The organism is Rouxiella aceris, from assembly GCF_012933545.1.
GTDB lineage: Bacteria > Pseudomonadota > Gammaproteobacteria > Enterobacterales > Enterobacteriaceae > Rouxiella > Rouxiella aceris.
The window spans coordinates 35,275-60,602 of sequence record NZ_JAADJU010000004.1 but is presented as its reverse complement, the minus strand read 5'-3'; the positions used below and the strand labels follow the sequence as shown (position 1 = coordinate 60,602).

At 49.4% G+C, this 25,328-nt stretch carries 40 protein-coding genes; 32 read left to right on the top strand and 8 right to left on the bottom strand.

Annotation, left to right across the window (positions count from 1 at the left end; translation table 11 throughout):
• The first annotated feature begins 99 nt into the window (after positions 1-99).
• The 3 genes from copC to GW590_RS08480 all read left to right on the top strand — a co-directional run bounded on the left by copC (position 100) and on the right by GW590_RS08480 (position 1,763).
• Entirely contained in the window at positions 100-465 is a 366-nt protein-coding gene (copC, locus tag GW590_RS08490) for a copper homeostasis periplasmic binding protein CopC (protein ID WP_169402928.1), read from the top strand.
• Positions 466-469: 4 nt separating this feature from the next.
• On the top strand, positions 470-1,354 hold the full coding sequence (gene copD / locus GW590_RS08485) for a copper homeostasis membrane protein CopD (protein ID WP_169402600.1): 885 nt from the start codon (positions 470-472) through the stop codon (positions 1,352-1,354).
• 73 nt (positions 1,355-1,427) lie between these two features.
• Complete coding sequence (locus GW590_RS08480) at positions 1,428-1,763, top strand: YebY family protein (protein WP_169402599.1); 336 nt, start codon at positions 1,428-1,430, stop codon at positions 1,761-1,763.
• A 373-nt stretch (positions 1,764-2,136) separates the two neighbouring features.
• Here the strand turns inward: GW590_RS08480 and GW590_RS08475 are convergent, their stop codons facing one another.
• The 8 genes from GW590_RS08475 to GW590_RS08440 all read right to left on the bottom strand — a co-directional run bounded on the left by GW590_RS08475 (position 2,137) and on the right by GW590_RS08440 (position 8,025).
• Positions 2,137-3,219, bottom strand: coding sequence for a tyrosine-type recombinase/integrase (locus GW590_RS08475; protein WP_169402598.1), 1,083 nt, complete (start codon positions 3,217-3,219; stop codon positions 2,137-2,139).
• Entirely contained in the window at positions 3,194-3,466 is a 273-nt protein-coding gene (locus tag GW590_RS08470) for an excisionase (RefSeq protein WP_169402597.1), read from the bottom strand. Before GW590_RS08470 ends, GW590_RS08475 begins: the two co-directional genes overlap by 26 nt.
• 75 nt (positions 3,467-3,541) lie before the next feature.
• Positions 3,542-4,045, bottom strand: a complete 504-nt coding sequence (locus tag GW590_RS08465) for a siphovirus Gp157 family protein (protein WP_169402596.1) — start codon at positions 4,043-4,045, stop codon at positions 3,542-3,544.
• On the bottom strand, positions 4,042-6,048 hold the full coding sequence (locus GW590_RS08460) for a transcription termination factor (protein ID WP_169402595.1): 2,007 nt from the start codon (positions 6,046-6,048) through the stop codon (positions 4,042-4,044). The genes GW590_RS08465 and GW590_RS08460 overlap by 4 nt, the downstream gene beginning before the upstream one ends.
• A 13-nt stretch (positions 6,049-6,061) precedes the next feature.
• Positions 6,062-6,358: a hypothetical protein gene (locus tag GW590_RS08455; RefSeq protein WP_169402594.1), complete on the bottom strand. Its 297-nt coding sequence runs from the start codon at positions 6,356-6,358 to the stop codon at positions 6,062-6,064.
• Positions 6,359-6,574: 216 nt separating this feature from the next.
• On the bottom strand, positions 6,575-6,856 hold the full coding sequence (locus tag GW590_RS08450; RefSeq protein ID WP_169402593.1) for a hypothetical protein: 282 nt from the start codon (positions 6,854-6,856) through the stop codon (positions 6,575-6,577).
• A 287-nt stretch (positions 6,857-7,143) separates the two neighbouring features.
• The gene (locus tag GW590_RS08445; RefSeq protein ID WP_169402592.1) at positions 7,144-7,389 is read right to left on the bottom strand and encodes a hypothetical protein; all 246 of its coding nucleotides are present in this window, start codon (positions 7,387-7,389) and stop codon (positions 7,144-7,146) included.
• Positions 7,390-7,563: 174 nt separating this feature from the next.
• Positions 7,564-8,025, bottom strand: a complete 462-nt coding sequence (locus GW590_RS08440; protein ID WP_169402591.1) for a helix-turn-helix domain-containing protein — start codon at positions 8,023-8,025, stop codon at positions 7,564-7,566.
• Between the two features lie 103 nt (positions 8,026-8,128).
• On the opposite strand from GW590_RS08440, the gene GW590_RS08435 reads away from it, so the two are divergent.
• The 29 genes from GW590_RS08435 to GW590_RS08300 all read left to right on the top strand — a co-directional run bounded on the left by GW590_RS08435 (position 8,129) and on the right by GW590_RS08300 (position 25,270).
• The gene (locus GW590_RS08435; protein ID WP_169402590.1) at positions 8,129-8,377 is read left to right on the top strand and encodes a helix-turn-helix domain-containing protein; all 249 of its coding nucleotides are present in this window, start codon (positions 8,129-8,131) and stop codon (positions 8,375-8,377) included.
• A 10-nt stretch (positions 8,378-8,387) separates the two neighbouring features.
• Positions 8,388-8,852 (top strand): toxin YdaT family protein, encoded by a 465-nt coding sequence (locus GW590_RS08430; protein WP_169402589.1) that lies wholly within the window; start codon positions 8,388-8,390, stop codon positions 8,850-8,852.
• 16 nt (positions 8,853-8,868) lie between these two features.
• Positions 8,869-9,093 carry a hypothetical protein gene (locus GW590_RS08425; RefSeq protein WP_169402588.1) on the top strand — a complete coding sequence of 75 codons (225 nt, stop codon included), beginning with the start codon at positions 8,869-8,871 and terminating at the stop codon, positions 9,091-9,093.
• Positions 9,094-9,259: 166 nt separating this feature from the next.
• Positions 9,260-10,210: a DnaT-like ssDNA-binding domain-containing protein gene (locus GW590_RS08420; protein ID WP_169402587.1), complete on the top strand. Its 951-nt coding sequence runs from the start codon at positions 9,260-9,262 to the stop codon at positions 10,208-10,210.
• Positions 10,119-10,646 carry a replication protein P gene (locus GW590_RS08415; RefSeq protein ID WP_235955897.1) on the top strand — a complete coding sequence of 176 codons (528 nt, stop codon included), beginning with the start codon at positions 10,119-10,121 and terminating at the stop codon, positions 10,644-10,646. The genes GW590_RS08420 and GW590_RS08415 overlap by 92 nt, the downstream gene beginning before the upstream one ends.
• 14 nt (positions 10,647-10,660) lie before the next feature.
• The gene (locus tag GW590_RS08410; RefSeq protein WP_169402585.1) at positions 10,661-11,086 is read left to right on the top strand and encodes a hypothetical protein; all 426 of its coding nucleotides are present in this window, start codon (positions 10,661-10,663) and stop codon (positions 11,084-11,086) included.
• A 14-nt stretch (positions 11,087-11,100) separates the two neighbouring features.
• Complete coding sequence (locus tag GW590_RS08405) at positions 11,101-11,490, top strand: hypothetical protein (protein WP_169402584.1); 390 nt, start codon at positions 11,101-11,103, stop codon at positions 11,488-11,490.
• On the top strand, positions 11,487-11,831 hold the full coding sequence (locus GW590_RS08400) for a hypothetical protein (protein WP_169402583.1): 345 nt from the start codon (positions 11,487-11,489) through the stop codon (positions 11,829-11,831). The genes GW590_RS08405 and GW590_RS08400 overlap by 4 nt, the downstream gene beginning before the upstream one ends.
• Before the next feature lie 271 nt (positions 11,832-12,102).
• On the top strand, positions 12,103-12,558 hold the full coding sequence (locus GW590_RS08395) for a hypothetical protein (protein WP_169402582.1): 456 nt from the start codon (positions 12,103-12,105) through the stop codon (positions 12,556-12,558).
• Positions 12,558-13,487 carry a DNA cytosine methyltransferase gene (locus tag GW590_RS08390; RefSeq protein ID WP_235955896.1) on the top strand — a complete coding sequence of 310 codons (930 nt, stop codon included), beginning with the start codon at positions 12,558-12,560 and terminating at the stop codon, positions 13,485-13,487. Before GW590_RS08395 ends, GW590_RS08390 begins: the two co-directional genes overlap by 1 nt.
• Entirely contained in the window at positions 13,484-13,867 is a 384-nt protein-coding gene (locus tag GW590_RS08385) for a hypothetical protein (protein WP_169402581.1), read from the top strand. The genes GW590_RS08390 and GW590_RS08385 overlap by 4 nt, the downstream gene beginning before the upstream one ends.
• A 206-nt stretch (positions 13,868-14,073) precedes the next feature.
• Entirely contained in the window at positions 14,074-14,268 is a 195-nt protein-coding gene (locus GW590_RS08380) for a hypothetical protein (RefSeq protein WP_169402580.1), read from the top strand.
• Positions 14,269-14,365: 97 nt separating this feature from the next.
• The gene (locus GW590_RS08375) at positions 14,366-14,962 is read left to right on the top strand and encodes a DUF1367 family protein (RefSeq protein WP_169402579.1); all 597 of its coding nucleotides are present in this window, start codon (positions 14,366-14,368) and stop codon (positions 14,960-14,962) included.
• Entirely contained in the window at positions 14,959-15,249 is a 291-nt protein-coding gene (locus GW590_RS08370) for a DUF1364 domain-containing protein (RefSeq protein ID WP_169402578.1), read from the top strand. The genes GW590_RS08375 and GW590_RS08370 overlap by 4 nt, the downstream gene beginning before the upstream one ends.
• The gene (locus GW590_RS08365; protein WP_169402926.1) at positions 15,249-15,623 is read left to right on the top strand and encodes a RusA family crossover junction endodeoxyribonuclease; all 375 of its coding nucleotides are present in this window, start codon (positions 15,249-15,251) and stop codon (positions 15,621-15,623) included. The genes GW590_RS08370 and GW590_RS08365 overlap by 1 nt, the downstream gene beginning before the upstream one ends.
• On the top strand, positions 15,620-15,763 hold the full coding sequence (locus GW590_RS24615; RefSeq protein WP_169402577.1) for a YlcG family protein: 144 nt from the start codon (positions 15,620-15,622) through the stop codon (positions 15,761-15,763). The genes GW590_RS08365 and GW590_RS24615 overlap by 4 nt, the downstream gene beginning before the upstream one ends.
• Positions 15,760-16,446 (top strand): bacteriophage antitermination protein Q, encoded by a 687-nt coding sequence (locus GW590_RS08355; RefSeq protein ID WP_169402576.1) that lies wholly within the window; start codon positions 15,760-15,762, stop codon positions 16,444-16,446. The genes GW590_RS24615 and GW590_RS08355 overlap by 4 nt, the downstream gene beginning before the upstream one ends.
• 177 nt (positions 16,447-16,623) lie before the next feature.
• Positions 16,624-16,785: a transmembrane anchored protein gene (locus GW590_RS24540; RefSeq protein WP_328803058.1), complete on the top strand. Its 162-nt coding sequence runs from the start codon at positions 16,624-16,626 to the stop codon at positions 16,783-16,785.
• A 263-nt stretch (positions 16,786-17,048) separates the two neighbouring features.
• Complete coding sequence (locus GW590_RS08350; RefSeq protein WP_169402575.1) at positions 17,049-17,588, top strand: hypothetical protein; 540 nt, start codon at positions 17,049-17,051, stop codon at positions 17,586-17,588.
• A 189-nt stretch (positions 17,589-17,777) separates the two neighbouring features.
• Entirely contained in the window at positions 17,778-18,149 is a 372-nt protein-coding gene (locus GW590_RS08345; RefSeq protein WP_169402574.1) for a putative holin, read from the top strand.
• Positions 18,142-18,417, top strand: a complete 276-nt coding sequence (locus GW590_RS08340; protein ID WP_169402573.1) for a phage holin family protein — start codon at positions 18,142-18,144, stop codon at positions 18,415-18,417. The genes GW590_RS08345 and GW590_RS08340 overlap by 8 nt, the downstream gene beginning before the upstream one ends.
• Complete coding sequence (locus tag GW590_RS08335) at positions 18,414-19,043, top strand: glycoside hydrolase family 19 protein (RefSeq protein ID WP_169402572.1); 630 nt, start codon at positions 18,414-18,416, stop codon at positions 19,041-19,043. The genes GW590_RS08340 and GW590_RS08335 overlap by 4 nt, the downstream gene beginning before the upstream one ends.
• Before the next feature lie 12 nt (positions 19,044-19,055).
• Entirely contained in the window at positions 19,056-19,415 is a 360-nt protein-coding gene (locus GW590_RS08330; RefSeq protein ID WP_169402571.1) for a hypothetical protein, read from the top strand.
• A gap of 11 nt (positions 19,416-19,426) precedes the next feature.
• On the top strand, positions 19,427-19,939 hold the full coding sequence (locus tag GW590_RS08325) for an Ig-like domain-containing protein (protein ID WP_169402570.1): 513 nt from the start codon (positions 19,427-19,429) through the stop codon (positions 19,937-19,939).
• Between the two features lie 114 nt (positions 19,940-20,053).
• The gene (locus GW590_RS08320) at positions 20,054-20,413 is read left to right on the top strand and encodes a hypothetical protein (RefSeq protein ID WP_169402569.1); all 360 of its coding nucleotides are present in this window, start codon (positions 20,054-20,056) and stop codon (positions 20,411-20,413) included.
• 83 nt (positions 20,414-20,496) lie between these two features.
• The gene (locus tag GW590_RS08315; RefSeq protein ID WP_169402568.1) at positions 20,497-21,291 is read left to right on the top strand and encodes a hypothetical protein; all 795 of its coding nucleotides are present in this window, start codon (positions 20,497-20,499) and stop codon (positions 21,289-21,291) included.
• Positions 21,292-21,508: 217 nt separating this feature from the next.
• Positions 21,509-23,128 (top strand): TerL protein, encoded by a 1,620-nt coding sequence (locus tag GW590_RS08310; RefSeq protein WP_169402567.1) that lies wholly within the window; start codon positions 21,509-21,511, stop codon positions 23,126-23,128.
• Positions 23,128-24,576 (top strand): DUF1073 domain-containing protein, encoded by a 1,449-nt coding sequence (locus GW590_RS08305; RefSeq protein WP_169402566.1) that lies wholly within the window; start codon positions 23,128-23,130, stop codon positions 24,574-24,576. The genes GW590_RS08310 and GW590_RS08305 overlap by 1 nt, the downstream gene beginning before the upstream one ends.
• Positions 24,536-25,270 (top strand): phage head morphogenesis protein, encoded by a 735-nt coding sequence (locus GW590_RS08300; protein WP_169402565.1) that lies wholly within the window; start codon positions 24,536-24,538, stop codon positions 25,268-25,270. Before GW590_RS08305 ends, GW590_RS08300 begins: the two co-directional genes overlap by 41 nt.
• The last annotated feature ends 58 nt before the right edge of the window (positions 25,271-25,328 follow it).

The window sequence follows — 25,328 nt, the reverse complement described above, 5'->3', positions numbered from 1 at the left end:
CCCTAATTTTGACAGATCCCGGCGGCGGTTTACGCTAAAGTTGCGCCTGAAATTTTATCTTCAGCCAGCCAAGGAAATATTGTGTCTACTAAAAAACTAATGCGACTGCGTCTTCTCAGTTCCGCCTGTGTCTTAGCCGCAGGCATGATTTCACAACAGGCTTTTGCCCACGCTCATCTTAAAACCGAAACCCCGGCCGCCGACAGTCAAGTGACCACCGCGCCTGGCGAACTGAGTCTCGGTTTTAGCGAAGGTATCGAACCCAACTTCAGCAAGGTTGAACTCAGTGGTCCGGGTAATACGCCGATCAAGACCGGAGCCATTAAACTGGCCAGTAATAACAATACTCAGGTGCTGGTGGCACTGCCTGCGCCTTTGACCAGCGGCAAATACCTGGTTTCCTGGCATGTTGTCTCGGTTGATGGTCATAAAACTCAGGGTACCTACAGCTTTACGGTGAAATAACCGTATGAGCCTGGCTTCGCTGTTTGTTGTTTGTCGCTTTGTGCATTTTGCTTCGGTGATGCAGCTGTTTGGTGCCTGCGTGTTTAGCCGCTTACTGGCACCGGCAGGTTTTTCCCAGGTGCTGACGGGCAAGAATCAAACCTTGATCCTTGCCTCGGCGGTGCTCTCGGCCCTGACCGCCTTCTTGATGCTGGCAGTTCAGGCCGGAGTGATGGGCAATGGCTGGGCCGATACCACTAACCCCACCGTCTGGCTGTTGATCCTGATGACCACCTTCGGTGAGGTGTGGCGCTGGCATATGTTGTTGGCAGTAGTGGCGCTGCTGGTTTTACTGCTCGATGGCTTGCCTGGGCGCTATCTGATAGTACTGTTGCTGAGCACCGGCATGTTGCTTAGCCTGGCACTGATCGGCCACGCTGCTATCCATCAAGGGACCATGGGCATAGTGCAACGCAGTAACCATGGGCTCCATTTGCTCAGCGCCGCCTACTGGTTGGGCAGTTTGCTCCCGCTGCTAAGTTGCATGTCCTTTACTCATCAGCCCGCCCACCGTGCCGCGGCGATAACAACATTACTGCGATTTTCCACCCTCGGGCATATTGCCGTGGCCCTGGTGGTGGTTACCGGCGTGATCAATGGCCTGATGATATTGCAACATTGGCCCAGCGATTGGCGTTCGCCTTACTGGCTACTGCTGCTGGCAAAAGTGTTATTGGTTGCGCTGATGATTGGCGTTGCGCTATTTAATCGTTATCGCCTGGTACCGCAACTGGCTAAACAGCCAGAGCAGGCACAGCGCAATATGATTTACGTCTGCTGGCTGGAATTTGCCCTGGCATTACTGGTGATTGCGCTGGTAAGCCTGTTTGCCACCTTGCCGCCTAATTGACCCGGCAGGGCGCAGTAACAGCAATGGATCGGCCATAAGCTTGAATTTTTAAAAAGTTGAACGAGGAAGGGTTATGAAAAAAACACTACTTGGGTGCCTGCTACTGACACTGTCCGGCAGCTGCTTTGCCGCCCCACAGATTATCACCGTTAGCCGCCTGGAATACGGAAAAGCCTGGGCATTTACCCGCGAAGAGGTGATGCTGCAGTGCCGACCGGGCAATGCACTGTTTGTTATCAATGACAGCACGCTGGCCCAGTATCCACTTAATGACGTTGCTATTGAACAGGTTAAAGAGGGTAAGGCAAGCGCACAACCGCTCAGCATTATACAGCTCGACGACCCGCAGAACGCCGGACATAAAATGAGCCTGGCACCCTTTATTGAACGTGCCAGTAAGCTTTGCTAACCGAACGGCACAGAGGCTGACTGCCGTTAGCCTCTGAAAACCCCACCCTTAAATCCCCGTTTTGCACTTGATTTATTTTGTTAAATAAATGTTTTGAGAATGTTGTCACAAAAAGCAACTAATTCCCTCAAGTTATTATCACCAGGCTGTCAATTGGCTGGAAAACAGACAAAGCTCGACTATTCTTGAAAGGTAAGGCTTAACCGCCTGCATCAATGCCAACTTTTAGCGCACGGCTCTCTCCCAAGAGCCCTTTCCCTGGACCGAATATAGGAATCGTATTCGGTCTTTTTTTTAATTATTGTTTTATAAGGGTTATTTTCTGTTTTTCCGAAAATGTCCGAAATTTGTCCGAAATATGATATTCGGTCTTTTACAGCATCACGTATTCTTTTCCCCTTGTATCAAGGTATTTGTTCGTCATCTTCTCAGATTTATGCCCAAGTAATTTCCTCGCAAACTCCTTTCCTTTTTCCTTCTCATACAGGCGGCCAGCTAAACTTCGGATCTCGTGAAATGTTGGTGGGCTTTCCTCAAAATTAATGCCCGTATACTTTCTTGCAGCAACAAATTTTTTGGTTAGGCTATCAGGATGTAGTGATCCATCTGAGCTGTTTTTCCGGATGCCTGAACTGACCAGAAAATCAGTATTACTGGCAACACGGCAGCATTCAATCACGGCCCCTAAAGTTAGCCCAATGGCTTTAAGCTCAAGATCCAGGGGGATTGAAAGCATATAATCAGTTTTCCCCTGGTTGATTAGCAGCCTTCCATCTTGAACATGCTCAAATCGTAGATCAGCTATATCCTCTCGCCGTTGCCCGGTAACTAGGGCAAGATCCATGGCCAGTCCAAACCACGCAGGTTGCGCGGCGGCGGCCTTGCGAATTGCAATATACTGTTCTAATTCCAACCTCTCGCGCTTAACCACCGGTTTTGCTGCTCGCGTTGGGGTTACAGGATTTGCTGCGAGATGCCCCTCAACAATAGCTTCCCTGAAAACATCCGATAGAACAGATCTCATTGTCGCCGCCATTGTCTTTTTATCCTGGACGACCCATGTTTCAAGAAAATCAGCAATATGACGAGTCGTTATTTTGCTTAGTGTTAAGTGGCCCATTTTTTCCTCAATGGTGGCGATCTGGCCTTTACGAACTTTATATGTGTTTTCTGCCAATTCACGTCGCTTAAAGATCACATCATAGCGGTCAAGCCAAGAGGATAGGGTGTACTCATTCGTGCCTTTGAGCTTATCAAGCAATTGAATCGGTGAGTAATTCTGCTCGATATAGTGGTTTGCCTCGATTGCCTGCGAAATTGCATCCCTGCGGGAAATTAAACCTAACGTAAACTCCTTTCCTGTCAGAGGATTACGCCAGTAATAAGTTTTTCTTGATTTACGATAGGTGAGATTTTTGGGTAAATTTGCATCATACCTGACGGGACGCCGTGTCATTTATCACCTTCTGCATGAATGCATTTTTTGCTGGCTCTGCGCTCTGCGACTCTTTTATTTTCTTACCGACGTGAATATCGGTTGGGTTTAGATAAATCGCATCTGGCCTCACACGATACTGTCGTCCGTGTTTTTCAGCTGCCGGATAAATTTTCCCAGCTCTCGCCCAGCGCTGAAGAGTTTGAAGAGTAGGTTTATGCGCTTTGTATTTCAGATCACACCATTCTTCTAAAGTCAGTAATTTCATTGGTCATACCTCATAAGCATGACCGGTCAGCATAATAGCTCACTAACCGGCCAATTTTTGATTCAACAAAATCAGTTAACGAACAGCTAATGAACGAGGACCAGTTTCAAGATGAGCGCCTTTTATCTCGGTACCGGCCAACAAAGCTTTCTTCAGCTCATCGCTTTTCACTTTGTTTACGATTTGGGTAAACGACTCTACAAAGTCGTCAGGTAGCAACTCCTCATCGTCAACAATCAGGCGCTGTGATCCCTTGCGAGCACTGAATGTGTTTGTGGCCGTTTTAACGCTATCGCTACCGGCAGTGATCATGCAGTCGAGGATATATTTCTTGAGCAACTCAGCCTGGTTGTTCCACATCTTCTTGCGTTCTGCGAGGCGCTTGGCTTCCGCGTCGCATTTTTCAACATTGCCCAGAAAGTCACGAACCACGGCCATTGTCGCGTCAAGCTTGTCCCCCAGCATGCCTTCCAGCCCTTCAAGGGTATCGGCGATCATTTCTGGGGTCAGTTCGCCGTTTTCTGCGAGCGCCTGAAGTTTTTGCATCTCGATAGCTAAATCAATGGTGCGAGTGCTCATGCTTTTTCCCCTTCAAATTTTGCCAGACATTCATTTTTGATTTCATCCAGGCGACGCAGTCGTGTTTCGAGATAACGTGCGTGCTCGGTGTCGTTGACGGCTTTGGCATTTTTGAGGTGAACCCCAATAGTGCGGTTCAGGGATGAAGCGATTTTGGTCACTTCATTTGAAGTAACAGCGGTGCGCATTGTTTCCGTGTTTTGTGCAAATTTTTCATCCAGTTCTTTGCGCAGGCGTACCGTATCCTCAGCCTTATCACTGGCGTTTTTAATGCTGTGTTCAATCGCGTTATCGGCGAGATACTCAGGCATGTCATGCCAGCCGAGCCAGACGTCGGCAGAGAAGCCGAGCATAGACAGTGCTTTTTTAATGGCATCTGTCAGGCTTTTTTTATGGGTTTCGCCGTCGGTAGTAATCCCTCGTTTTGACTTGTATAGGTAGGGCGTTGAGCCGTAGGCTTCAAGTTCACCACGCACATCGCCATCTGCCACGTACCAGAACTTGATGCGCAGAACGTGGTTCTTTTCGTACAGCAGGGTACCGTCTGCATCACGAAGCAAAACGCTCCGTATGAATTTATTATTCTCATAAATAGATTCGGAAAGAGGTGCACCATTTAGCATGCGATCTTCGACAATCTCGTAGCCCCAACCGGTACCGACTGGCCCGAAAATCTCCGTTGCACGCATGAACATGTATTCAGCGTTGATGCTGGTACCGGCAAAGCCAACCCCTTCTAGAGGCTTGGTATAACGCGGGTCAGTGCTTTGGACTTTCTTCCATATGTGCAGATTTTCCAGTTCCTCTTCTGTTTTTTCAGAAAGGGATTTCTCAAGGGCTACAGCACGCTGCTTAAAGTCATCCTGCGCTGGTACTATTTCTACAGCCTCGCCATGCGATACAGCAACGGTCTGGCTTGCTTCGGGTTTTTTATCATCCGCTGTGGGTTTGTTGATGCCAACTTCTGCTTTTTCTCCCTCATTTGAGGCATTTTTTTCCAAACCAGATATAGAGAATTTCCCGCCCCCAAGGTTTTCCACCTGCACCTCTTCTTGCTGATAATGGGGTAGGGATGGGTGACCAGACAGAACGCTGCTGAGATATGCCCTGCGCGCGTCGGTGTCGTTGATTAACTTCAAATCTCGATATCCCTTTTCCAGAAGCGTGAAAAGCTCGCCCCGCGGGATGTTGAGAATGTCCGGTATCATGCGCAGAGAATTTACCCAGGCGCGCCACGCTGTATCCCGGTTATCTCTGATCATCTTTGCATTCTTAACGTCAGCAGCTTTTGCCAGGTCTGGATTAACGCCCATGATTGCCAGTGCCACTTCCACTTCGAACGATTCATATGTGCGCGTCGGGCCGCTAGATTCGCGCTCAGAAGGTTTATTCACCCACTTGATGGCAAACTTTTCGGCGTCGTCTGCACTGTCGCATGGCGGTGTTTGAGCACGGAGCGCGTCGATCATCATTTCAACTGATGCTGGCAACATTGCCTTTACGGCAGGTACTCGCTGAAAGCCATCAATAATGGCTCGGATCTCAGGATCTGCGTCATCGTCAATAGCGATATCGCAGGCATTTGATAAGTGCTCCTGGTCGATTTCATCTGGCTTAGAGCCATACATCGCGATATAGCTGATACGTTCAGATATGGGCAAATCAAAGATAACTTTCATGCTGGCCAGCGGGTCAAGATCGTCAGGTGTCTCCGCATGCTTAATAGCGATGAAATTTTTCGTTTCTTTGTCCCACTCATAGTGTTTTATCCAATCTTCACTGAAGGCATCAACAGGCGGGCGGCCGACGCCGCCAGGGATTGACTCTGCGATCTTTGGTTTAAGATAACGGCCGGCCATATCGGGGAAATCTTCCTCGATCATCATGTCCAGCTTCATAACCGCGAGTTTTTCAGACTTTGCTTCGATAGTAATCGAAGTCGGGATCTCTCCTTTTGCCGCCGCAGCAGCGGTCGGATATAAAGCACAAATAAATTGCGTCATTGGTCACACCTCATTATTTAGTTTTGCTTGCTAATAAAGACTGTATTTTCCCGGAAATATATTTTTCGCGCTCTGATGTCTCCGCAAATAATTGGATTTTTGCTTTTTCCAGACCTGCTATTTCCGATTTTAAAAAATCAGTTTCTTTGATTTCGAAAGTAACTTCCTGAGTGCCGATTAAAATATAATCTGGTTTGATGCTGGATATGTCTGATTCAAATACGGATATTATGTATTCGTCAATCCATTCATATTTAGTCGCGAATATGAAGAATTTTTTTGTTACGGAGCCGGGTAGTTTAGTTTGCATTGCCGCCTCGTTAAAAATATACTTAGCGCGAGTCTGGCCGAAAGGTCATTGCTCATACCTCGTAAGGTCGGTTTGGTCGCCGACCTGCCGCCACCGGGGCGTTAAGCCGGTAGAACTGCCCGCCAAGCGCGGGCTTTTTTACGTCTTGAGTTGCCCGTTACGCCGGGCCAGCGGGTCAACGCTCATACCTCGTCAGGCTTTCGCCCGCCGCAAAACTTACCGAGACATCATTGCCATTAAGGCCATAACCAGAAGAGAACGCGGAATGCGCTCACGACGCTCGGTACGCTGGTGGATATTGTGGTGATGGAGCCAGGCAGCCTCAACGGCGTGATGATCACAGCAGAAGTCGCCGAGATTTTTTCCATCCGGGGTGACGATTGCGGATTTATCAACGGCAGTGGATTCTTTTAAATAGCCAATTACAACGCCGTGTTCTTTCAGTTGATGAATACCTTCGTGCAAAACATTACTTTTAATTTCCGTTTCAATGGTCATGGTCATACCTCGTTATTTAGTTTCGATGATTGCGTATAGCTTTTTCACGCTGCAATTTGCGCCATTCTAAAACCCGATAAATAAATAATGCTGTGGTGGATTTTGCCGGTTACGCTCCGGCGTCGTTTTTACGACCGTTCTTTTCGCAAGGGAAATGCCATTCAACCATCCACCACCACAACTGAAAGAGCATTAATCGGTTCAGGGAGGTCTTCTTGAGTTTCCTTCGCCACAGAAAAATGCTCTTGCATGTTGTGCCCTGGTTCGCAGGGCAGTGGAAAAATCACTTAGAAAGCATTGGTTCTTTCAGCTGCCCAATTACGTATCGCGGAGGCAGCACGTGGGGCTACTTCAAAATGGCTGTCATCGAGATATGCAAGCGCGGTTTGCGCCTGGTCTTTTGCTATTGACGCGTTGCGGTAGTAGGGATTTTCGTTGCAGATTGTGCCGCAAGTTTTCATCACTGCTTTTTTGATGTCTGCTGCTGTCATTGTGCGCTTCATTTTCACATCCCCATTAAGTGAAACTGCCATTGGTCATACCTCGCGTTCTTTCCCGCCGTCAGAACTGTTTCCCCGAGGCTGCTGTGCCGTCGATGAGGTAAACAATAGCGTTGTTATTAAAAATGGTCAATAGCGTAGTTATTTATTTTTTATTGGGACGAAAAAAAACCAGCAAAAGCTGGTCTTTAAAAGCTTGGGATCGTGTCAGTTTTTGGACTTTTTACGCAGTTCTAGCAATTCTTCTAAGAGTTTATCGTAATCTTTTGCCTTGACATCCAACTGCTTAAGTAGATGTATTTTCTCGCTTTCTGGCATTTTATCAAACAACCTGATCAACTCTCTATGTTGGGAAGTCAGGACATTTAAGCTTGAGATTTCCTCACCAGGTTCTGGTGAAGGACTTTTTCGCACATAGCTCAAAATTTCTGCCAACTCCGGCTTAATATCCTCCGGTTTGACATTTAGAAGCATAGAAAATTTTATAACCGTATCGGTATTTAGTGGTGTGACCCCATTCAGATAATGACTAACCGCCCCTTGGGTATTGAACCCCAAAAGGTCGGCAGCTTTCTCCTGTGTAAGCCCCAGAGCCACGCGCTTGCTGGTCCATATGCTCTTCAGCCTTTTTGCAGCAGCCAGGTCTTCTTCGGTGAGTTTTCTCTTCATTCGTCAATTTTAATATTAAAACTATTATTAAAAAAATAACGTCGTTATTGACATAATTAATAGCGATGTTAGTATTTTGCTAAATCAACAGACGGAGACGCAAATGAAACTCGGTGAATACCTTTCTTCAAACGGCATTAGTCAACAGGAGTTCGGGAAGAAACTCGAACTCACCCAAGGTTATGTAAGCCATGTTGTCGTTGGGCGGCACTCTCCCCGTGGAAGCATGGCCGTAAAAATTGCCGCGGCAACAGACTTTAAAGTAACCCCCCACGATTTGAATGCCGAGGATTATCCAAATCCAACCGATGGGATCCCTCCACAGCATCAATCTAATGTAACAGCGGCCTGAGGTCTGATTTATGGAAATCAAACATAACCACATCCGTGATGCACTGCGTAACTGGGCAAATGAGGTTTCCCAGAGACAGGTTGCCATCAAAATAACCGAGGCTTACATGCAGCTCGGCCTGCAGCACCCAGTTCTTCAATGCGTTGAATATGAAGACGGAACCGTTGACTACGCTGCGCTGCACAACAACAAGCAGCAGATATTCCGCTGGTTAGACGGTGATAGCCGGCGTGCATTACAAAACATCCAGCATCTACTCCCGGCGATCCTTGCAGCTTTGCCTGCTGAGCTTCGCGCTAGCCTGGCAGCGGGCAATTCTGTTGAGTACCTGGCCACTCAGGCGATGAAGGCCAATCAGAAGATGATCAGCTCAATCTTACTTCGTGCGCCACTCTCGGATTTTGATTCGGATTGCGCTGAATGGGAGAGGGTTTACGCATCTTTGCAGCAGAGAGTTCGCGGATTACTGCATTAAAAACGAGGTATGACCAATGGCCAATTTCACACAAGAACAGATCGAAAAGCAGATCACTGATGCACTGGTTCGGAACGGCACTCCCCGTGATGTTGCTCGTTCTGCTGCGCTGCAGGGCGCAAGAAACTACGCACCCGGCCAGAGTATCGCCGAGTGTATTGATCAGGCAAAGAAGGCGCTTAAAACCATTAAACGCATGCCCGGTAAACCATCTAAGCCCCGCGCGGGGTCGAGACGATGAAAAAGCTAAGGTGCATCAACCGGCAATTTTTTTACGGAGAGATACCGGTTACCAAGCCATTTGCGCGTGTGCTTGTTCGGCAGATCTCGAAGCACCAAGAAGAGGTTCAACTTGTTCGACAACGTCGCGCTTTCAAAATTATTGCTGAACAGCAGGGCTGGTAATCATGGCGAGTAGCTGGATAAAAATCGAAGTTATTACACCGGACAAACCGGAGATTTTCCAGCTGGCTGAGATTCTCAACATCGACCCCGACGCAGTACTGGGAAAGATGATTCGTGTATGGGCGTGGGCTGACCAACAAACGATAGACGGTAACGCAAAGTGTAACGCTGCTGGCGTTACAAAAAGTGTGCTTGATCGCGTCACCTGTGCTTCAGGTTTTGCGAATGCGTTAATTCAGGTTGGTTGGTTAGCAGAGGAAGACGGTCGGCTGTATTTCCCAAATCATCAACGACATAACGGAGAAACATCGAAAAAACGGGCACTTACAAATAGCCGCGTTACAAAAATGCGGGAATCGAAACGCAATGGTAACGCAGAAAGTAACGCTGGTAGCGTTACAGGTGCGTATCAAAAACCGTTACCAGAGGAAGAGTTAGAAGAAGAAGTAAAAGATAAACCCTCTCTCTCTGGCGAGCATGGCGATTCACTTGCCGCTGAGGAAAAACCGATCGGAAAATTTGAGATGTTTGATGGATGGAGACCATCCCCTGACTTCAAACGCCAGGCCGCGTTGTGGGGACGGATGCTGGACGGTCCAGAGCCGGGATACAGCGAAACGGAACTGGCCAGTTTCATCGCCTTTTGGCATGCCGAAGGCAAAGCGTTCCACTCGACGCAGTGGGAGCAAAAGTTTGCTGACAGCGTAGTGCATGAACAGCGCGCGGCGGCCAATAAAAAACCAACGGGAGGTTCAAATGCAAAACAAGTCACAGCTTCAGCTCCTTCCAGCGCCTGGCAGCAGGTCAGGGATGCCCGAAACGCCGACAGAGCAAAGCAAGGCTTGGCTCCTCTGGGAGACGATGGCGCAGATCTTTACGAACCGCTGGGTGAGCAAGAACGGCGTAGCGCCCTCGACGGCCTGGATAGCGCTGATTTCGAAGTGCTCGGATGAACACCTGGCGTTTATTGCAAAGCGCTGTATGGACCGCTGCGCTGAGGGTAATCACTGGCCGCCGGACCTCGCCGAATTTACCGCCATCGCCGGGGAATACTCTGCAAACCCATTAGGCCTGCAAGTTTCCGATGTGATGGACGAGTACTGGCGTTATGCAAAGGATTGTTGGAAATACGATTGCGCGGAAAAATTCCCCTGGCGCCACCCGGTTTTGTATCAGATTTGCCCGGAGCTGCGCAGAGATGGCGCCCGGAGAAATTTGCCACACAAGGAGCTTGAGGCGCTGGCCAAACGCATGCTGGACAAGTGGATTAAACATGTATCGATGGGGCAATCAGTACCGCCCATCAGAAAAAAAATCGCAGCTCCTGCCCGGCATGAAGGCTTGACGCCAGCGCAGCAGATGCTTGCAGGACAACGTTACGTAAAATAAGCGAGGTATGACCAATGGCAATAGAAATCAATAGCTTGATTCATGAAGTACGCAATGTCTGTGACGATGGTTGTGATCACACGGCAAAAATCATCGACGGTTGGAACTGTGCTGCGCGGGCGCGTAGCCGAGCACCGGCCACTCCCCCAGTAAGACCAATTCCGGTTACTGAGGCAGCCAAGGCTTGTGGCGCTGTAGTAAAAATCGGTAATCGGCCCGCTTACGGGAAGAAAGTGATTATGGGCATCTACCGCCTACACCTATCGGGCAAATCAAATGCTGCGATCGCCGCTGCACTGAAAATGTCGGAAGAAAAAGTTCATCACTTGCTGGCCCGGAAAACTGCGCGCTGTAAGGACATTTACATGCAGTGCGCAGCACAGCCATTGCCCACGGAATCGGAAATTATGCGCAGCCTGGCTGCCGAATCAAAAGCCTGATCGAGGTATGACCAATGACCAAATTAACTTCTGCACAGCTTGTGAAAGTAATGCTTGGAAAAAGAATGAATTACATGCAAATCGTCGAAGAAGCAGCAGCGCAATTCCCTGACTGCGAGATCAACATTGCATCAATCCAAACGTCTGTTCGTTCGATGATACTTTCGCCGCACGTTGATATTGAACGCTTTAACGGTCGAAAAGTGAGTTACGAGTTGAAGCGTGTAGACGAGAAATTCTTGCGAATTTCAGCAACTCGAAGCCGGATGCCGAAAAATGGATCTGGGCTTAAACGAGTGGGTTTTGATCCGAAAGAATTGGAGTGTTGCGAGTTGGCCACCCGATTTAATCAACTGCTGATGCCTGTTCGCCAGCGTTACACGCGCGAGGGACATCAAGCATGAGCCAGTCAATTATCGAAAAACTGCTTATTGAGAACGCAAGAATGCGCAATGCAATTCAGTTCGCAACTGCGCCGGACATGTGGCAAGAGCAGGCTGACGGGATGCTCGATTACCGGTACTCGGAATGGTACGTCGATGTGTTAAATGCCTCCCTCGAAACCCCAGCCACCGATGCCGCTATCGCTGAGATGCGTAACGAATGGATGGCGCAGGGCGTGGATGAGTTTTCGGCTTCCGAAGACGCCAAGGTTGAAAAGTGGCTATCTGGTGATGAATACGCTAGCTACGCATCAATAATGGCTGAAGAGTTCGCCGCCAATCTGCGTGCGGGCATCAAGTAATGAGCGGCGTGGAGGCGTATTGGGACGGCAGGCAGGTGACCTGCAAATGCCCCTCTTACAATTTTCCACACCGGTTTAGCGGCGGCAGATGCAACGGATACTTTATGGCTAAAAACTGTTTCGAAAATCGGCTCGAGTGCCGGCACTGCAATTGCTTTCATGCTGGCGGTTGCGACGTTGTGAACGAAACGGAAAGCCCTGCAGAGTGCCTGTATGTGCTGGATTTCTGCGCTGACAACCAGATTAATTTACCTCGATGAAGGTACAAATTATGAACGATAAAAAATATTGCTATCGCTATGTTGAAGGGAACGATACCCAAGGCAGGCCGATAGTCATGCTATGGGTGCGGGTTATTATTCGCGAAACAGAAAAAACGTTTTGGCACTGCTATGACTATCACCATATGACGCTGGAGCAACTAAAACAGTTCGAGTCACGGCCTAAAAATGGCGTCAAGCGCTGCCTGAAGGGCGCAGCACGCTCAAGCTACCACTTAACCAAAGAGGAAGCTTTACGCGCATTTGTGTACCGGAAAATGTATCAGTTAAAGCGGATGAGCCTGACGATGGAAACTGCAAATATGTGCCTAGATGGCCTGCGCAAAGCGGGGCATGTATCAGATGGGGCGATTCCTGCGACCGTCACTCCACCACTGCGCACGACGTTTGTAGCGTCCGAAGAGCTTGGCCCTGTAGCAGCTTCATTTAAATGGGGCGAATACTGATGACTAAGGAAAAAATGAAGGCAATTGACCTTTTCTCAGGGTTCGGCGGATCCTCGACTGGAGCACAGTTGGCCGGGGTAGATGTTGTCTGGGCTGGTAACCATTGGCTGGAGGCTGTGGGAGTCCATGCATTGAATCACCCCAATGCGCAACACGTTTGCCAGGACCTGCATCAAGCGGACTGGTCAGCAGTACCTGCTCACGATTTGCTGATGGCTTCACCCTGCTGCCAGGGTCACAGTAAAGCCCGCGGAAAGAAATCGGGTAACCCACAGCATGATGCAAGCCGCTCAACCGCTTGGGCTGTTGTGTCTGCCCTTGAGTTTCACCGGCCAGCACAGGCTATCGTAGAAAACGTCCCTGAGTTCCTCGAATGGTCATTGTATCCAGCATGGTCAGCAGCAATGAATGCCCTCGGCTATCAGCTTGCGCCGCATATTGTTGACTGCGCTGATTTGGGTGTACCTCAGAACCGCGTCAGAATGTTTATTATCTGCACCAAAAGCAAAGCACCATTGTTTCTCAACTTACCAAAGCATGATCACGTGGCAGCTAGCTCGTTTATCGATATGAGTGCCGGAGCCTGGTCACTGGTAAATAAACCAGGCCGCGCTGTCGCAACGCTGGATCGCATTGCAAGCGGTCGTAAGCAGTTCGGTGATCGCTTTTTGATTAGCTATTACGGCAGTACGAAGAATGGGCGCTCGCTTGAGCGGCCAATCGGGACAATCACGACACGGGATCGCTGGGCAATCATTGACGGCGACCGCATGAGAATGATCAGTGTCGATGAAGTTATGGCGGCTATGACATTTCCAAAAAATTATCACCGGCCATCGACATCAAAACTCGCTGTTCACATGGCAGGAAATGCAGTTCCTCCACGTGCCATGGCAGAAATCATCACTTCATTAAGGATGGCCATATGATTGATCGTAAAGCCCAGATAGAAGCATTCAAGATGGTGGAACGCAACGCACATGAGATGGTCGGCAATCCCGATGGATACAAGCAACTGACAGGCTTATGCCCTGTCGCCATGGTAGAACGCCAGGCGCAGCGGCTTGCCGAGTTGTTGACGCAACTGGATGAGGCAGAGGCGGCTCTGGCAGCCCAGCGCCAGCGGGCTGATGAATGCACCTCATGCGACCGCCACTTTGTCGATGGAATGAAGCAAGGTTGGAATTTTCACGATGCGGGTAACAGCCAAGGGTTCACTGAGTCGATTGAAAGAGTTCAGAAGGATATGCGAGACGGTAAGGTCGCTGGTTGCACGGTAGAAAACAATGAAATGACAAGAAAAACATAAAGATAGTCGAGACTATTAATTTTTATTAATGGTTTAGATCATCAAAAAACGTGAAATTTCTTGAAATAGGCCTCGTTAAAAACTACTGTATGTTCATACAGTCATGGCGGGGCTTGTTGTCATTTTCATGTTTTATTGCTGGTGGTGATCGGTCACGAAGCAAGGACGCATCAAAAACAGGGCTTGTCATTACAAGAGAATTCAAGATGGAAAATCCATTAATAATTAATGATATGCCTTTTATTTTGCCTAAAAACGGCCGAATTCTATTATCGATAACGGATGGCGAAGTCTCATCAGCAGAGATTCTGCGTGATGATATGCATATTGTAACGCTGGCAGCGTTACTCGAGATTGCGGAGCGGGCAGGCTATAAAATCATTGCCCCCGAAATTGATTAACAAAACACAGTAATTCGAGTTATATTTGTCGAGTCAGCTTGAACACCTGACGCCCCGTAAGCTGTTGTGTCACCCACTCTATGTATTGGAGAGCGTGATGGCACAACTATCAATGATAAAGACCGGTCCTGATACGCTGACACCCGCTACGCCGGATGCCAGTGATTTCTTGCGCAATAAAATCAAACTAGGCTCTGTGCTGGTTATTGATTTTAAACAGGCGCGTAACCCAAAATTCCACCGTTTATATTTCGCTCTCCTTAATCTGGGTTTTGAATACTGGACGCCCACTGGTGGCACGATCTCGCCTGAAGAAAAATCACTTATCCGCGGATATGTCGAACACCTGGCCGAGTTTGCTGGCCACGGTGAAACGCTAAATTCGCTGGCGATTGGTTACCTGCGTAAAGTTCGCGCCCGGCGGGCAGACCGCGTCACGCTTTTAAAATCCTTCGATGCTTTCCGGCGCTGGTCAACGATTGAGGCGGGCTATTACACAGAACTGATTATGCCGAATGGCGCGATCATTAAAGAGCCTGTGTCAATTTCATTCGCAAGCATGGATGACACCGAGTTTTCCGAACTCTACAAATCAACACTCAACGTCCTCTGGAATTTCATTCTCAATAAAACCTTTAAATCCCCTGAAGCAGCAGAGAACGCGGCCAACCAACTCTTGAGTTACGCATCATGACCAATCTCCGCAAGGCCGCAAAAGGGCGGGAATGCCAGGTCAGGATCCCGGGCGTTTGCAATCAGAACTCAGAAACAACGGTCCTGGCTCATATCAGATTGCCGGGTTTGTGCGGTACCGGAATTAAGCCGCCGGACCTTGTGGCCACGCTGTGTTGCTCGGCATGCCACGACGAATTAGATCGCCGAACGCGCACAGTAGACGCAAGTTACGCCCATGAGTGTGCACTCGAAGGCATGGCAAGAACGCTCGACATCTGGATCAGAGAGGGCTTTGTAAAATGGTGATGAAATCCTATGAAATCGTCCCAATGGGTAAGCCGCGGCAAACGCAGAGAGATAAATGGGCGAAGCGCCCGGCGGTTCTCCGCTATCGAGCATTTAAGGATGAATGCCGGCTAAAAAAAGTCGTAGTGCCAGAAAGCGCAGCGCACATCATTTTCGTGATCCCGATGCCGAGCAGTTGGAGCAAACAGAAACGCGCAGAGATGGCGGGCAAGGGCCACCAGCAAAAGCCCGATCTTGATAATTTGCATAAGGCGTTGCTCGACGCTGTATTCGAAGAGGACTCACACGTATTCGATCACCGGGTCAGCAAGATTTGGGGTGCTACCGGAAAAATATTAATTGGTGAAATAGTAATCGGGGATATCAAGCCATGACACAGCAAGCGTTAGTCGAGTGCCGCCGGTTTTGGCTGCGTCTCCGCTTATTTCGCGCCGCCGGCACAGTGCTGGTGGATTACCGGATTATGAAAAATCACGTTAAGGCTTTGCGGGCGTCAGGGGAGTTCGGCTTATGAATGATCAGTATCTACAATATATTCGTGACGCGTTGACGCTGGCAACCGCTGATTTCTCTGGGCGAACAAAAGGGCAGTTGGTAGCGCTGGTGGAACAACTGCAATACACGAATGACCGGTATCCGCGTAAACGGCAAGTGGTTATAGACGAGGTGACCGGCAAAAAGATTACGCTGACGAATTCCCCTGTACCCGGCAAACAAAGCCATGCAAAAGGCACATCGATACCGCTCGTGATGGAACTCGAGTTTAGTACCGCTTCATGGCGCCGCGCGCTGTCTGTTTTGCCAGAGCAGCAGCTGGCTTGGCTGTCATGGTGCTATGGCTACAACCTTAAATTTGATTACCAGGTTTCAATAGTTAAACACGCTTGGGCGGTATTCGAATTAAGCCGAGCTAAATCGCTATCCAAAAAGACGATAGAAAAACTAGGTTCGCTTGTGTGGCTGGCCGCCCAGGATTACAGGGAAATTATCATGGGTCGTGATAATTATCAGTATGCAGATTTAGCGGCGATGATGGGCATAACAAAACAATCATTCAACTTCACTTATCGAGATCACTGGGATTCTTTCATGGGAATATTTTCGGTGTTAGATAGGGATGCATTACACGAATTGGCGAAAACACGATCGACGCAAAAGAAAGATAATTCGCAGAAGATGCTTGCAAAACTTTACTAAATGGGCTAAATTTAAGTCTAATTTGATATGTTATCAAAATTATAAGAACCCGCCAAGTGCGGGTTTTTGCGTTTCTGTCGTTACCACACCTTTAAGCTGATTATTCATTGGTAAAGTTCAACTTAATGGAATACTTTTAGTGGACACACTTTAGTCATAACTACACACAGGTATTCCATGAAAAAATTATTCGCAATGCTTCTGGTAACGCTTTCTCTCGGTACTTCTGTTCAGGCTTTTGCCGGTAGCTGTCAGCATGACAACGATACTGCATCAGATGGTTCACGATGCGGTGGGAGATCAGAGGACTCTCGCCCGGGTGGCAAAGGTGTCCACTGATAATCTGCCCAAACATAGATATGAATAACGTTTTCTTAAACTAAGATTTGTTCTATTTATGCCATTTCAGCCTCAACTCTTGCATTTTGTCCGAATTTGGCACGATTTCACTAAATCATGGGCGTTTCTGTAGATGAGCGCTAAAGAAAAATCATTAAGACCTCGGCATCCGCCGGGGTTTTTGCGTTTCTGGATGTCTAATCTCCAAACCACATAGAAACGTCACCGTCGAATCAAATTATTTCCCGAAGAGGTGAGTTATTATGCAGATCCCCGTACAAACCTGTTTGGAGAAAAGCATGGAGACAACATTTAGCGACCTCAAGGCAAAACATCTCAAATTAGTTGAAGCCCAATGGAAGTTGAAAGACCACTTACAGGATATGGCTAGAAAGCTTTTTCAGGAGTATGCCGAATCCTTATGTCTGCCCGCAGAGACCTGGTCTAGTTCACAGGGGCATAAATATCCCTATGTTGAATTAGGCATATGGAAGGAGCCTTCAAAATTTGAGGTTACGCCCCTACCTAGGATTGGGCTGGATAAAGATTATAAATTAAACTTCGTTATAGCTACTACGCTAGACGATAACCCCACTACTGGTGGTTATCGGCAGGGAGTTAGTGTTTCTATTTGGTATGAAACTGTTTTCCTATGTGCATCTGTTGGATCCGGTGATGACACTGCATATTTTCAGGTATCCCCGCAAGCAGGTGGCTTCTTTGAAGTTAGTGCAGCCATTAAGGCGCTGATAAATGGGGCAATTGAGAAGGCGACTCCAAAAGCTATTTTCAGCAAAGAATAAAACGCCAACAAAGCGGGGCCGCGCCCGCACCACACTTCAGGCTGCGCATCTGCGTGGCCTTTTTTATTTCTTTAGTCGGTGCGTCAGGTATGGACAGGTTCATGCCCTAATCCCATGCCACTCGATGGTGCACCGACTAAAGAGATAAAACCGCCCTCAATGGAGGACACAACAAAAACAGGAGGGCTTATGTCTGATCCGGCCACGGGTACAGCCGTAGCAATAGCATTGGGCGGGGCGACATTATTTGGCGCGGTAACGCAGACTGATTACGGGGTGGTTTTTGGCGCGTTTGCTGGCGCTGTTTATTACATGGCCACGGCATCCGACGTTCGGCTGGCAAGACGGGCCTGTTATTTCGTGACGAGCTTTATCGTAGGCGTTCTCGGTGCCGGTATTGCTGGTGAGCGCCTCGCACAATGGACGGGTGGCAACAAGCAGCAAATGACCTCGCTTGCTGCGGTGATCGTCTCTGCGCTGGCTATTAAATGGCTTACCTGGCTTAACGAACAGTCGCCTACAGACTGGATCGGAAGATTCAAAGGGGGTGGCAATGGCTAAAGACCCCTTTGTAATCGCCAATGCATTCCTTTGTGCGCTGATTAGCCTGCGCCTGATGTTCTTTCGCAAGATCGGCGCTCGGCACTGCTGGTGGGCTTCATGGCTGGCCTACCTGCTTGTTTTAGGCTACGGCGGCACTGTGATTGAGTGGCTTTTCGGTCGCTATGCTGACACCCATCCAATCACACCCATTATCAATTTACTCGTTGCCGCTCTCGTTATCCGGGCGCGCGGCAACGCAGCAAAACTCTTGTCGAGACGAATATGAATCAAACCCAATTTCAACAGGCGGCTGGTATAAGCGCCGGTCTTGCTGCGCTTTGGTTTCCGCATATCAGCGCTGCAATGCAGAAATATGGCATTACGGCAGTAAAAGACCAGGCCATGTTTATCGCCCAGTGCGCTCATGAATCAGATGGGTTCTCAGTAACCACTGAGTCCTTCAATTACTCGATTGCTGGCCTGATTCAAACCTTCGTGCCGCAGCGATTGACCATGGACCAGGCTAAAACCTTGGGTCGGTCTAATACCGAAAAGGTTGTGCCAGCCATTCGCCAAACAGCTATTGCTAACCTGGTCTATCACGGCCGATTCGGCAACAAATTGCCGGGAGACGGCTGGAAATTTAGAGGGCGCGGCCTGATTCAGACCACTTTTCTTGATAATTACATGACCACTGGCAAGGCCATTGGTGTCGAGCTGGTGGCCACGCCGGAATTGCTCGAGCAGCCATCTAATGCCGCGCTATCCGCAGCATGGTTCTACACGTCTCGCGGCTGCCTGCGTTATTCGGGCAATATCGCGGTGGTTAGCCGGATGATTAACGGCGGTAATAACGGTCTGCAAGACAGAACGGCGCGCTATCAAGTTGCGCTCAAAGCCCTGACCGCCTGAAGGAGTCCAGAAATGAACCTGCTCCAAAAACTTTTCTCTTTATTTACCCCATCACAGAAGGTTACCGAGATGACTACCCAACCAGCTACCAGCGCCGTGCTCACTGCCGCAGGCGCAGCGGTTCAATCAGTGCAAAATATTGCTACCGAAGTTGCACAAACCGCAGCTGCTCTATCAACCGTTATCCCTGTTGCCGCGCCTGTCGCCGCCGCAGCGGAAACCGTGTCAAACACCATCACCGCAGTAGAAGCGGCAGTGCCGGCAGTCGAAAACGTTCTGGCTGCTCTGCTGCCACTCCTGCACGCCGCTGGCCACGAAATTGGGGCCGAGTGGGAAAGTCTGGTCGCTGCTGCTAAAACCCTGGCTAAATAAGGAAAGACCGAATGTCTATTATTGCCCTCCAATTGGCCTCTTACGCCGTTCTTGCTGACGGCGTCACAACTAACCGGCTGCAGGTGAACGTTACTGGTGATGTCACTGGTAACCCTGAGTCTGGCCTGCTTGTCACTCTGTCTGCTGATGCAGCATTGTCATTCAGTGAAACGCACCTGACTACTGATGAATCTGGTGCAGCTACAGCGACATTCACATCTACCCAGCCTGGTACTTACCCTGTTACCGCGACCCTGGCCGACGGGACCACCGTTACAGGTGCGGTTGCATTCCTGGCTGTACCTGACGCTGCGAATATTGAGCCAACCGCACAGGTACCCACTCAAGCGGCTACCAACGTGCTTACCTCTGGCGTTAAGGATTTGGTGGGTAGCCTGCGCGCCGGTATTGAAGACCTTGAAAAAGTCATTGATACAGTGAGTGCGGTAGGTTTGCTGCCGGTTGAAGAACTGGAAGCCCTGGGCAAAAAGCTGTTCGCAGGGTTGCTGCAAAAGTTTCAGTAAATGGCATTACAGGTGGCTTTCATTGAGAGCCATCGATAATGTTTTCAATCGTTCTTTAACTCCACACAACCTCGCGCCATAATTGCAGAGACTTCCCACAGTAAGGCGATGAAAATGAGAATCATAGATCTTGATCGTGATAATACAAGTTATGAGCCAGGTGTCGCGGACAGATATTTAAAGTTAGATGGGCAGCCTGATCCAGAATGGATAGAACATTTCGAACGTGCGCACGCAAATTTTTTTTCAATGTCAAAAAGGCGAGCGCAAGTAAGGGGTGATTGTATTGTCGTAAGTTGCGTACTCGATGAGATACAGAACCAAATTATCGAACTAAATACGCAATGTGAGCGAGCCACTGAAGAGTGGCAAGCACGAAAAGACAGAGAAAAGCAACAAAAAGAAGATAATGACCGTAAAATTGAAGCGCAGAAAATTAAAGCAAATCAAATATTTGGTAACTTGAAATTCTAATAGCTAGACCGCCTCCGGGCGGTTTTTTATTGCTATCACAATGGGCAATCTCATCGTAATGGCTCTAAAGAAAGGAACAGAGTATGGCAACGCCGGACTGGGAGGCGATACAAAAAGCCTACTGTGCCGGTAACGAAAGCCTCCGTGACATTGCGGCGCGGTACGGAATAACCGAAGGGGCTATACGGAAACGTGCAGCTAAACTCGGCTGGGTACGCAAGAAAAAAACGAGTACGCAATCTGGTACGCAAGTACGCAAAAATGGTACGCAAAAAGATAAGGTGCGTACCGAGCAATCCCGCGTCGAGCGTGAGAAAAAAGAAAAGTACGCAACAGAGAAAACTCAACCCCCGTCAGATACGAAACCCGAACCTAAACGAAAGGTCGTAACCAACCATCCCCCATTCCAGGGCGGCAACCAGGCAGCCCTGAAACATGGCGGCTACGCCCGGAGAATGCTCTGGACAGATGCTGTCACAGAAGATGCTCGGGCGCTGACGCTTGAGGATGAGCTATTTCGCCTGCGTGCCAGCAACCTGGTGGCAGCCGAAAACATCGGGCGCTGGACTACGCAGCTTGAAGACGTTGATGACAAAGACACAGACGCAAGGAAAGCTCTGCTGGATAGCATCGGTGCCGCTGAAAAGGCCATGATGCGTAACACGGTACGCATTGAGTCCATCGAACGCACCACCGTGGTCATGAACAAGGCCCTTGCGGATACCAGCTATCGTGAGGCCACAACGGAAAAGGTTGAACTCGAGGTTGGCAAGTTGAAACTGCAGCTCGGCAAACCTGTAGGGGAACTGGATAATGTCGACACAACGAGCCTGACCCCTGACGAAGCCGCAGACGTATACCGCCAATTGATGGGATAACCGCGAGAAATACCGCGTTCACGCTGTAAAAACGTTATGCAAATTCACCCCTGTTTTATGCGCGATTTATGCAGTGTTTTTTGCGCTGTTTTCGGGAGGAGTTTGCTAAAAATAACAGGTTCACCGCGTGGCGGCCTTGAGTGGTCTCGGCGGGGTGCGGGTAAGCACCATTATGTTAAAAACCCCCTTTTTTCATGCAAAATTCGAGTAATCCGCTATGCCGATCCCTTTCCCGTTCGACTTCAAAAAACCGGACTATCGGCAAGTATTTGAATGGCGAATGGAGCGGTTGCAGCGTATCCGCCAGCATCCTGAAATGCTACCGGCGCTCAAGGCTTTCTACCGCGATAATCCAGCCCAGTTCATTATCGACTGGGGTATGACGACTGACCCTCGCAATATCGACTATGGGCTACCAGTGACTATCCCGTTTTTACTTTTCCCGAAACAGGAGGAGTGGATCCACTGGATAATGGATCGCCGGGAAAACTTGGAAAACGGCATCACCGAAAAAAGCCGCGAGATGGGATTAAGTTGGACCGCCATTGGCATGGCCTGTTCTCTCTGTCTGTTTAACCGAGAAATGGTGATCGGTTTTGGTTCGCGCAAAGAGGAGTATGTGGACAGCACCGGCGACCCTAAGGCGCTGTTCTGGAAAGCTCGTAAATTTGTTGAGACGCTGCCGGTTGAGTTCCGCGGTAGCTGGAGCGACAAAAAACACGCGCCTTACATGCGTGTCGAGTTTCCTGATACCGGCGCTGTTATCAAAGGCGAGGCGGGGGACAATATAGGACGTGGTGACCGAACCACGCTTTACCTGGTCGATGAGGCTGCATTTTTACAGCGGCCTTTGCTCATTGATGCCGCTCTGTCACAGACCACACGTTGCCGTATAGATCTCTCGTCGGTCAATGGGATGGCAAACCCATTCGCACAAAAGCGGCATGGCGGCAAAATCCCCGTCTTTACGTTTCACTGGCGCAGCGACCCACGCAAGGATGAAGCCTGGTACGCGAAAGAGTGCGCCAAAATCGATAACCCTGTGGTGGTCGCTCAAGAGCTGGATTTGAACTACTCGGCCTCTGCTGAAGGTGTTCTGATCCCGAATGAGTGGATCAGAGCCGCTATCGACGCACATATTAAACTCGGCATTCAGCCTACTGGCATTCGCCGTGGGGCATTGGACGTTGCAGACGAGGGGCGAGATAAAAACGCATTCTCTACTCGCCACGGCTTTCTTCTCAACGATGTTGACGAGTGGTCAGGTGTTGGCAGTGACATCTATAAAACCTCGGAGAAAGCCTTTGGGCTTTGTGATCTGCATGGCCTGGAAGAGTTTCGTTTCGACGAGGATGGACTTGGTGCCGGCGTCCGCGGTGATGCTCGAGCAATAAACGAGACGAGAAAAACAGAAGGTGTGCGCTACATCCTGGCCACACCATTTCGCGGCAGTGCTTCTGTTTTCGATCCGGATGATGAAGCCGTGCCCGGCGACAATGGCCAGCCAGCCCGAATTAATAAAGATTTCTTTGCAAACGCCAAGGCACAGAGCTGGTGGCACCTGCGTAAGCTTTTCCGCAACGTCTATCGCGCTGTCGTCGAAGGTATGGAATATGACCCGGACGAAATCATTTCTATCAGCGCAAATATCAAGAACCTCGACAAACTGATTATCGAGCTTTCCCAGCCAACATATTCAATCAACGGTGTTGGGAAAATCATCGTCGATAAACAGCCTGATGGGACCAAATCACCCAACCTTTCGGATTCCGTCATGATCAACTATGCCCCAATGGATACCACTATGGATATCTGGAACAAGTTAGGAGGCCAGTAATGTCGCGCTCAAGACCTATTGCCACCGCTGACTCCTACGATAACTTTGTTGCCAAAGTTGGTATGCAGCAGCAGAACCAGCATGCAGCATCAACGTATCGGGCAAACTTCACCAGCCGCAATCGCCTGCTGATTGAATATGCTTACCGGTCGTCTTGGATCATTGGTGCCGCGGTTGACTCAATAGCCGACGACATGACCAAGAAAGGTGTGCGTATCACGTCAGAAATCGACCCCAAACGAAGCGGTGTATTGGAGTCTGAGTTTGAGGCACTGAATATATGGGACTGTCTCAACGATACGATCAAATGGTCACGTCTCTACGGCGGGGCAATGGCGCTGATACTGATTGAAGGCCAGGCCCCACTAACCCCACTCGACGTGAACAAAATAGGCAAAGATAGCTTTAAAGGGCTTATCGTTCTGGATCGCTGGATGGTTAACCCGAATTTTGGACGCCTGATTAAAACCCTTGGTCCAGACCTTGGAAAACCCGAGTTCTACGACATCGTGACCACTGCACAAGGTCTGCCCGCCTGGACAGTTCACCACACACGTCTGATTCGCTTTGATGGCGTAACGCTACCCTACCAGCAATCCCGAACAGAGAACGGCTGGGGGATGTCGGTTGTTGAGCGTATTTTTGACCGCCTTACTTCTTACGATAGTACAAGCGTAGGGGCCGCACAGCTTGCCTATAAGGCCCACTTGCGAACGATGAAAATCGCGAAGCTGCGGGAAATTATCGCGATGGGCGGCAAGCCATTAGATGCACTGATGAAAAATATGGAGATGGTCAGACAATTCCAGACCAATGAAGGATTAACACTCGTTGATGGGCAGGACCAGTTTGAAACGCACTCTTACTCTTTCGCTGGCTTGCCGGATTTAATCGCCGAATTCAAAGAGGAGATCTCCGGGGCTACCGGGATACCCCTTGTACGGCTATTCGGGCAATCACCCAAGGGATTTTCGACAGGCGATTCAGACCTGGCCAACTATTACGATGCGGTAGGTACACAGCAGGAGCGCCGTTTGCGCCGGCCAGTGCGCATGCTTTTTGACATCATTCACCGCTCGAATTTCGGCGAGGGACTACCTGACGACTTTACCTATGAATTTAATCCGCTGTGGCAAATGAGCGAGGTAGACCGTTCAACGGTAGCCACTAATACCGCCACCGCTATATCAACCCTTTATGACCGGGATTTGCTGTCGAAGAAGGCAGCCATGACCGACATTAGGGAGCTTGCTGATGTAACTGGCATTGGTTCATCCATTACTGATGAGGATATCGATGATGCCGAAGACAGCCCGCCGCCAGGAGCGAAAGATATCGGAGCTAAAGGCCCATCCGAGGGCGATAGAGAGCCGGTATCAGAAAAGCCTACAGGCGATAGCGCGCGAAGTGGGAAAGATAATTCGCGATGGCTACGATGGTTCAAATGATTCAGTAAGCGAAATCATGGACCGCCTGGGCCAGTACAGCGACATCATTGACGATTGGGCCGACACCGTGGCCACCAACATGGTTTCCTCGGTCAATAAACATGATGAAAACACATGGAAAGCGCGCAGCCAGGCGATCAGCAAAGAATTGCATAACGTAATCGATAATACCCCCGTGGGGCATATTATGCGGTCCATCGTTGCTGAGCAGGTTAAGTACATCAAAAGCTTACCGATTGAAGCTGCTGATCGCGTTTATGACATTCAGAACCAGGCCATTGAGCTGGTGGCCAATGGCGGCCGCTCTACTGAGCTTGCAGAAGAAATCATGCGTAGCGGGGAGGTGGCTGAATCTCGCGCCAAGCTTATTGCACGGACAGAGGTTGGCCGTGCATCCGTAGCTTTAACGCAGGCTCGGGCGTTATCTGTGGGTTCCGATGGATACATCTGGCGCACGGCAGATGATGGTGATGTGCGACATTCTCATGATCTGATGAATGGGAAGTTCGTCCGCTGGGACTCGCCGCCAACATTGGATGGCATGACTGGGCATGCGGGCTGCTTACCCAACTGTCGTTGTTATCCAGAAGTGGTGATCCCACACTCAAATATCTTTGCTATGCAGAGCCAGCGCATGATTGATGGGGTGCGGATTGTAACCGCTAAGGGTAAAGCCGTCAGAGTAGCTGCGTAGATATATTCCCATTTCAATTACCGGTCGCTTAGGCGGCCTTTTTTATGCCCGCGATCCA

Bases quoted from the DNA above. Each gene is read 5' to 3' on its own strand.
- GW590_RS08425 (WP_169402588.1), top strand. From the start codon at position 8,869: ATGGCCAATTTCACACAAGAACAGATCGAAAAGCAGATCACTGATGCA.
- GW590_RS08395 (WP_169402582.1), top strand. From the start codon at position 12,103: ATGAACGATAAAAAATATTGCTATCGCTATGTTGAAGGGAACGATACC.
- GW590_RS08410 (WP_169402585.1), top strand. From the start codon at position 10,661: ATGGCAATAGAAATCAATAGCTTGATTCATGAAGTACGCAATGTCTGT.
- GW590_RS08335 (WP_169402572.1), top strand. From the start codon at position 18,414: ATGAATCAAACCCAATTTCAACAGGCGGCTGGTATAAGCGCCGGTCTT.
- GW590_RS08460 (WP_169402595.1), bottom strand. From the start codon at position 6,048: ATGACGCAATTTATTTGTGCTTTATATCCGACCGCTGCTGCGGCGGCA.
- GW590_RS08465 (WP_169402596.1), bottom strand. From the start codon at position 4,045: ATGAGCACTCGCACCATTGATTTAGCTATCGAGATGCAAAAACTTCAG.
- GW590_RS08340 (WP_169402573.1), top strand. From the start codon at position 18,142: ATGGCTAAAGACCCCTTTGTAATCGCCAATGCATTCCTTTGTGCGCTG.
- GW590_RS08445 (WP_169402592.1), bottom strand. From the start codon at position 7,389: ATGGCAGTTTCACTTAATGGGGATGTGAAAATGAAGCGCACAATGACA.
- GW590_RS08315 (WP_169402568.1), top strand. From the start codon at position 20,497: ATGGCAACGCCGGACTGGGAGGCGATACAAAAAGCCTACTGTGCCGGT.
- GW590_RS24540 (WP_328803058.1), top strand. From the start codon at position 16,624: ATGAAAAAATTATTCGCAATGCTTCTGGTAACGCTTTCTCTCGGTACT.
- GW590_RS08365 (WP_169402926.1), top strand. From the start codon at position 15,249: ATGAAATCCTATGAAATCGTCCCAATGGGTAAGCCGCGGCAAACGCAG.
- GW590_RS08380 (WP_169402580.1), top strand. From the start codon at position 14,074: ATGGAAAATCCATTAATAATTAATGATATGCCTTTTATTTTGCCTAAA.
- GW590_RS08390 (WP_235955896.1), top strand. From the start codon at position 12,558: ATGACTAAGGAAAAAATGAAGGCAATTGACCTTTTCTCAGGGTTCGGC.
- GW590_RS08440 (WP_169402591.1), bottom strand. From the start codon at position 8,025: ATGAAGAGAAAACTCACCGAAGAAGACCTGGCTGCTGCAAAAAGGCTG.
- GW590_RS08370 (WP_169402578.1), top strand. From the start codon at position 14,959: ATGACCAATCTCCGCAAGGCCGCAAAAGGGCGGGAATGCCAGGTCAGG.
- GW590_RS08305 (WP_169402566.1), top strand. From the start codon at position 23,128: ATGTCGCGCTCAAGACCTATTGCCACCGCTGACTCCTACGATAACTTT.
- GW590_RS08480 (WP_169402599.1), top strand. From the start codon at position 1,428: ATGAAAAAAACACTACTTGGGTGCCTGCTACTGACACTGTCCGGCAGC.
- copC (WP_169402928.1), top strand. From the start codon at position 100: ATGCGACTGCGTCTTCTCAGTTCCGCCTGTGTCTTAGCCGCAGGCATG.
- GW590_RS08325 (WP_169402570.1), top strand. From the start codon at position 19,427: ATGTCTATTATTGCCCTCCAATTGGCCTCTTACGCCGTTCTTGCTGAC.
- GW590_RS08350 (WP_169402575.1), top strand. From the start codon at position 17,049: ATGCAGATCCCCGTACAAACCTGTTTGGAGAAAAGCATGGAGACAACA.
- GW590_RS08450 (WP_169402593.1), bottom strand. From the start codon at position 6,856: ATGACCATTGAAACGGAAATTAAAAGTAATGTTTTGCACGAAGGTATT.
- GW590_RS08405 (WP_169402584.1), top strand. From the start codon at position 11,101: ATGACCAAATTAACTTCTGCACAGCTTGTGAAAGTAATGCTTGGAAAA.
- GW590_RS08430 (WP_169402589.1), top strand. From the start codon at position 8,388: ATGGAAATCAAACATAACCACATCCGTGATGCACTGCGTAACTGGGCA.
- GW590_RS08420 (WP_169402587.1), top strand. From the start codon at position 9,260: ATGGCGAGTAGCTGGATAAAAATCGAAGTTATTACACCGGACAAACCG.
- GW590_RS24615 (WP_169402577.1), top strand. From the start codon at position 15,620: ATGACACAGCAAGCGTTAGTCGAGTGCCGCCGGTTTTGGCTGCGTCTC.
- GW590_RS08475 (WP_169402598.1), bottom strand. From the start codon at position 3,219: ATGACACGGCGTCCCGTCAGGTATGATGCAAATTTACCCAAAAATCTC.
- GW590_RS08330 (WP_169402571.1), top strand. From the start codon at position 19,056: ATGAACCTGCTCCAAAAACTTTTCTCTTTATTTACCCCATCACAGAAG.
- GW590_RS08320 (WP_169402569.1), top strand. From the start codon at position 20,054: ATGAGAATCATAGATCTTGATCGTGATAATACAAGTTATGAGCCAGGT.
- GW590_RS08415 (WP_235955897.1), top strand. From the start codon at position 10,119: ATGGCGCAGATCTTTACGAACCGCTGGGTGAGCAAGAACGGCGTAGCG.
- GW590_RS08385 (WP_169402581.1), top strand. From the start codon at position 13,484: ATGATTGATCGTAAAGCCCAGATAGAAGCATTCAAGATGGTGGAACGC.
- GW590_RS08400 (WP_169402583.1), top strand. From the start codon at position 11,487: ATGAGCCAGTCAATTATCGAAAAACTGCTTATTGAGAACGCAAGAATG.
- GW590_RS08310 (WP_169402567.1), top strand. From the start codon at position 21,509: ATGCCGATCCCTTTCCCGTTCGACTTCAAAAAACCGGACTATCGGCAA.
- GW590_RS08435 (WP_169402590.1), top strand. From the start codon at position 8,129: ATGAAACTCGGTGAATACCTTTCTTCAAACGGCATTAGTCAACAGGAG.
- GW590_RS08375 (WP_169402579.1), top strand. From the start codon at position 14,366: ATGGCACAACTATCAATGATAAAGACCGGTCCTGATACGCTGACACCC.
- GW590_RS08355 (WP_169402576.1), top strand. From the start codon at position 15,760: ATGAATGATCAGTATCTACAATATATTCGTGACGCGTTGACGCTGGCA.
- GW590_RS08470 (WP_169402597.1), bottom strand. From the start codon at position 3,466: ATGAAATTACTGACTTTAGAAGAATGGTGTGATCTGAAATACAAAGCG.
- copD (WP_169402600.1), top strand. From the start codon at position 470: ATGAGCCTGGCTTCGCTGTTTGTTGTTTGTCGCTTTGTGCATTTTGCT.
- GW590_RS08345 (WP_169402574.1), top strand. From the start codon at position 17,778: ATGTCTGATCCGGCCACGGGTACAGCCGTAGCAATAGCATTGGGCGGG.
- GW590_RS08455 (WP_169402594.1), bottom strand. From the start codon at position 6,358: ATGCAAACTAAACTACCCGGCTCCGTAACAAAAAAATTCTTCATATTC.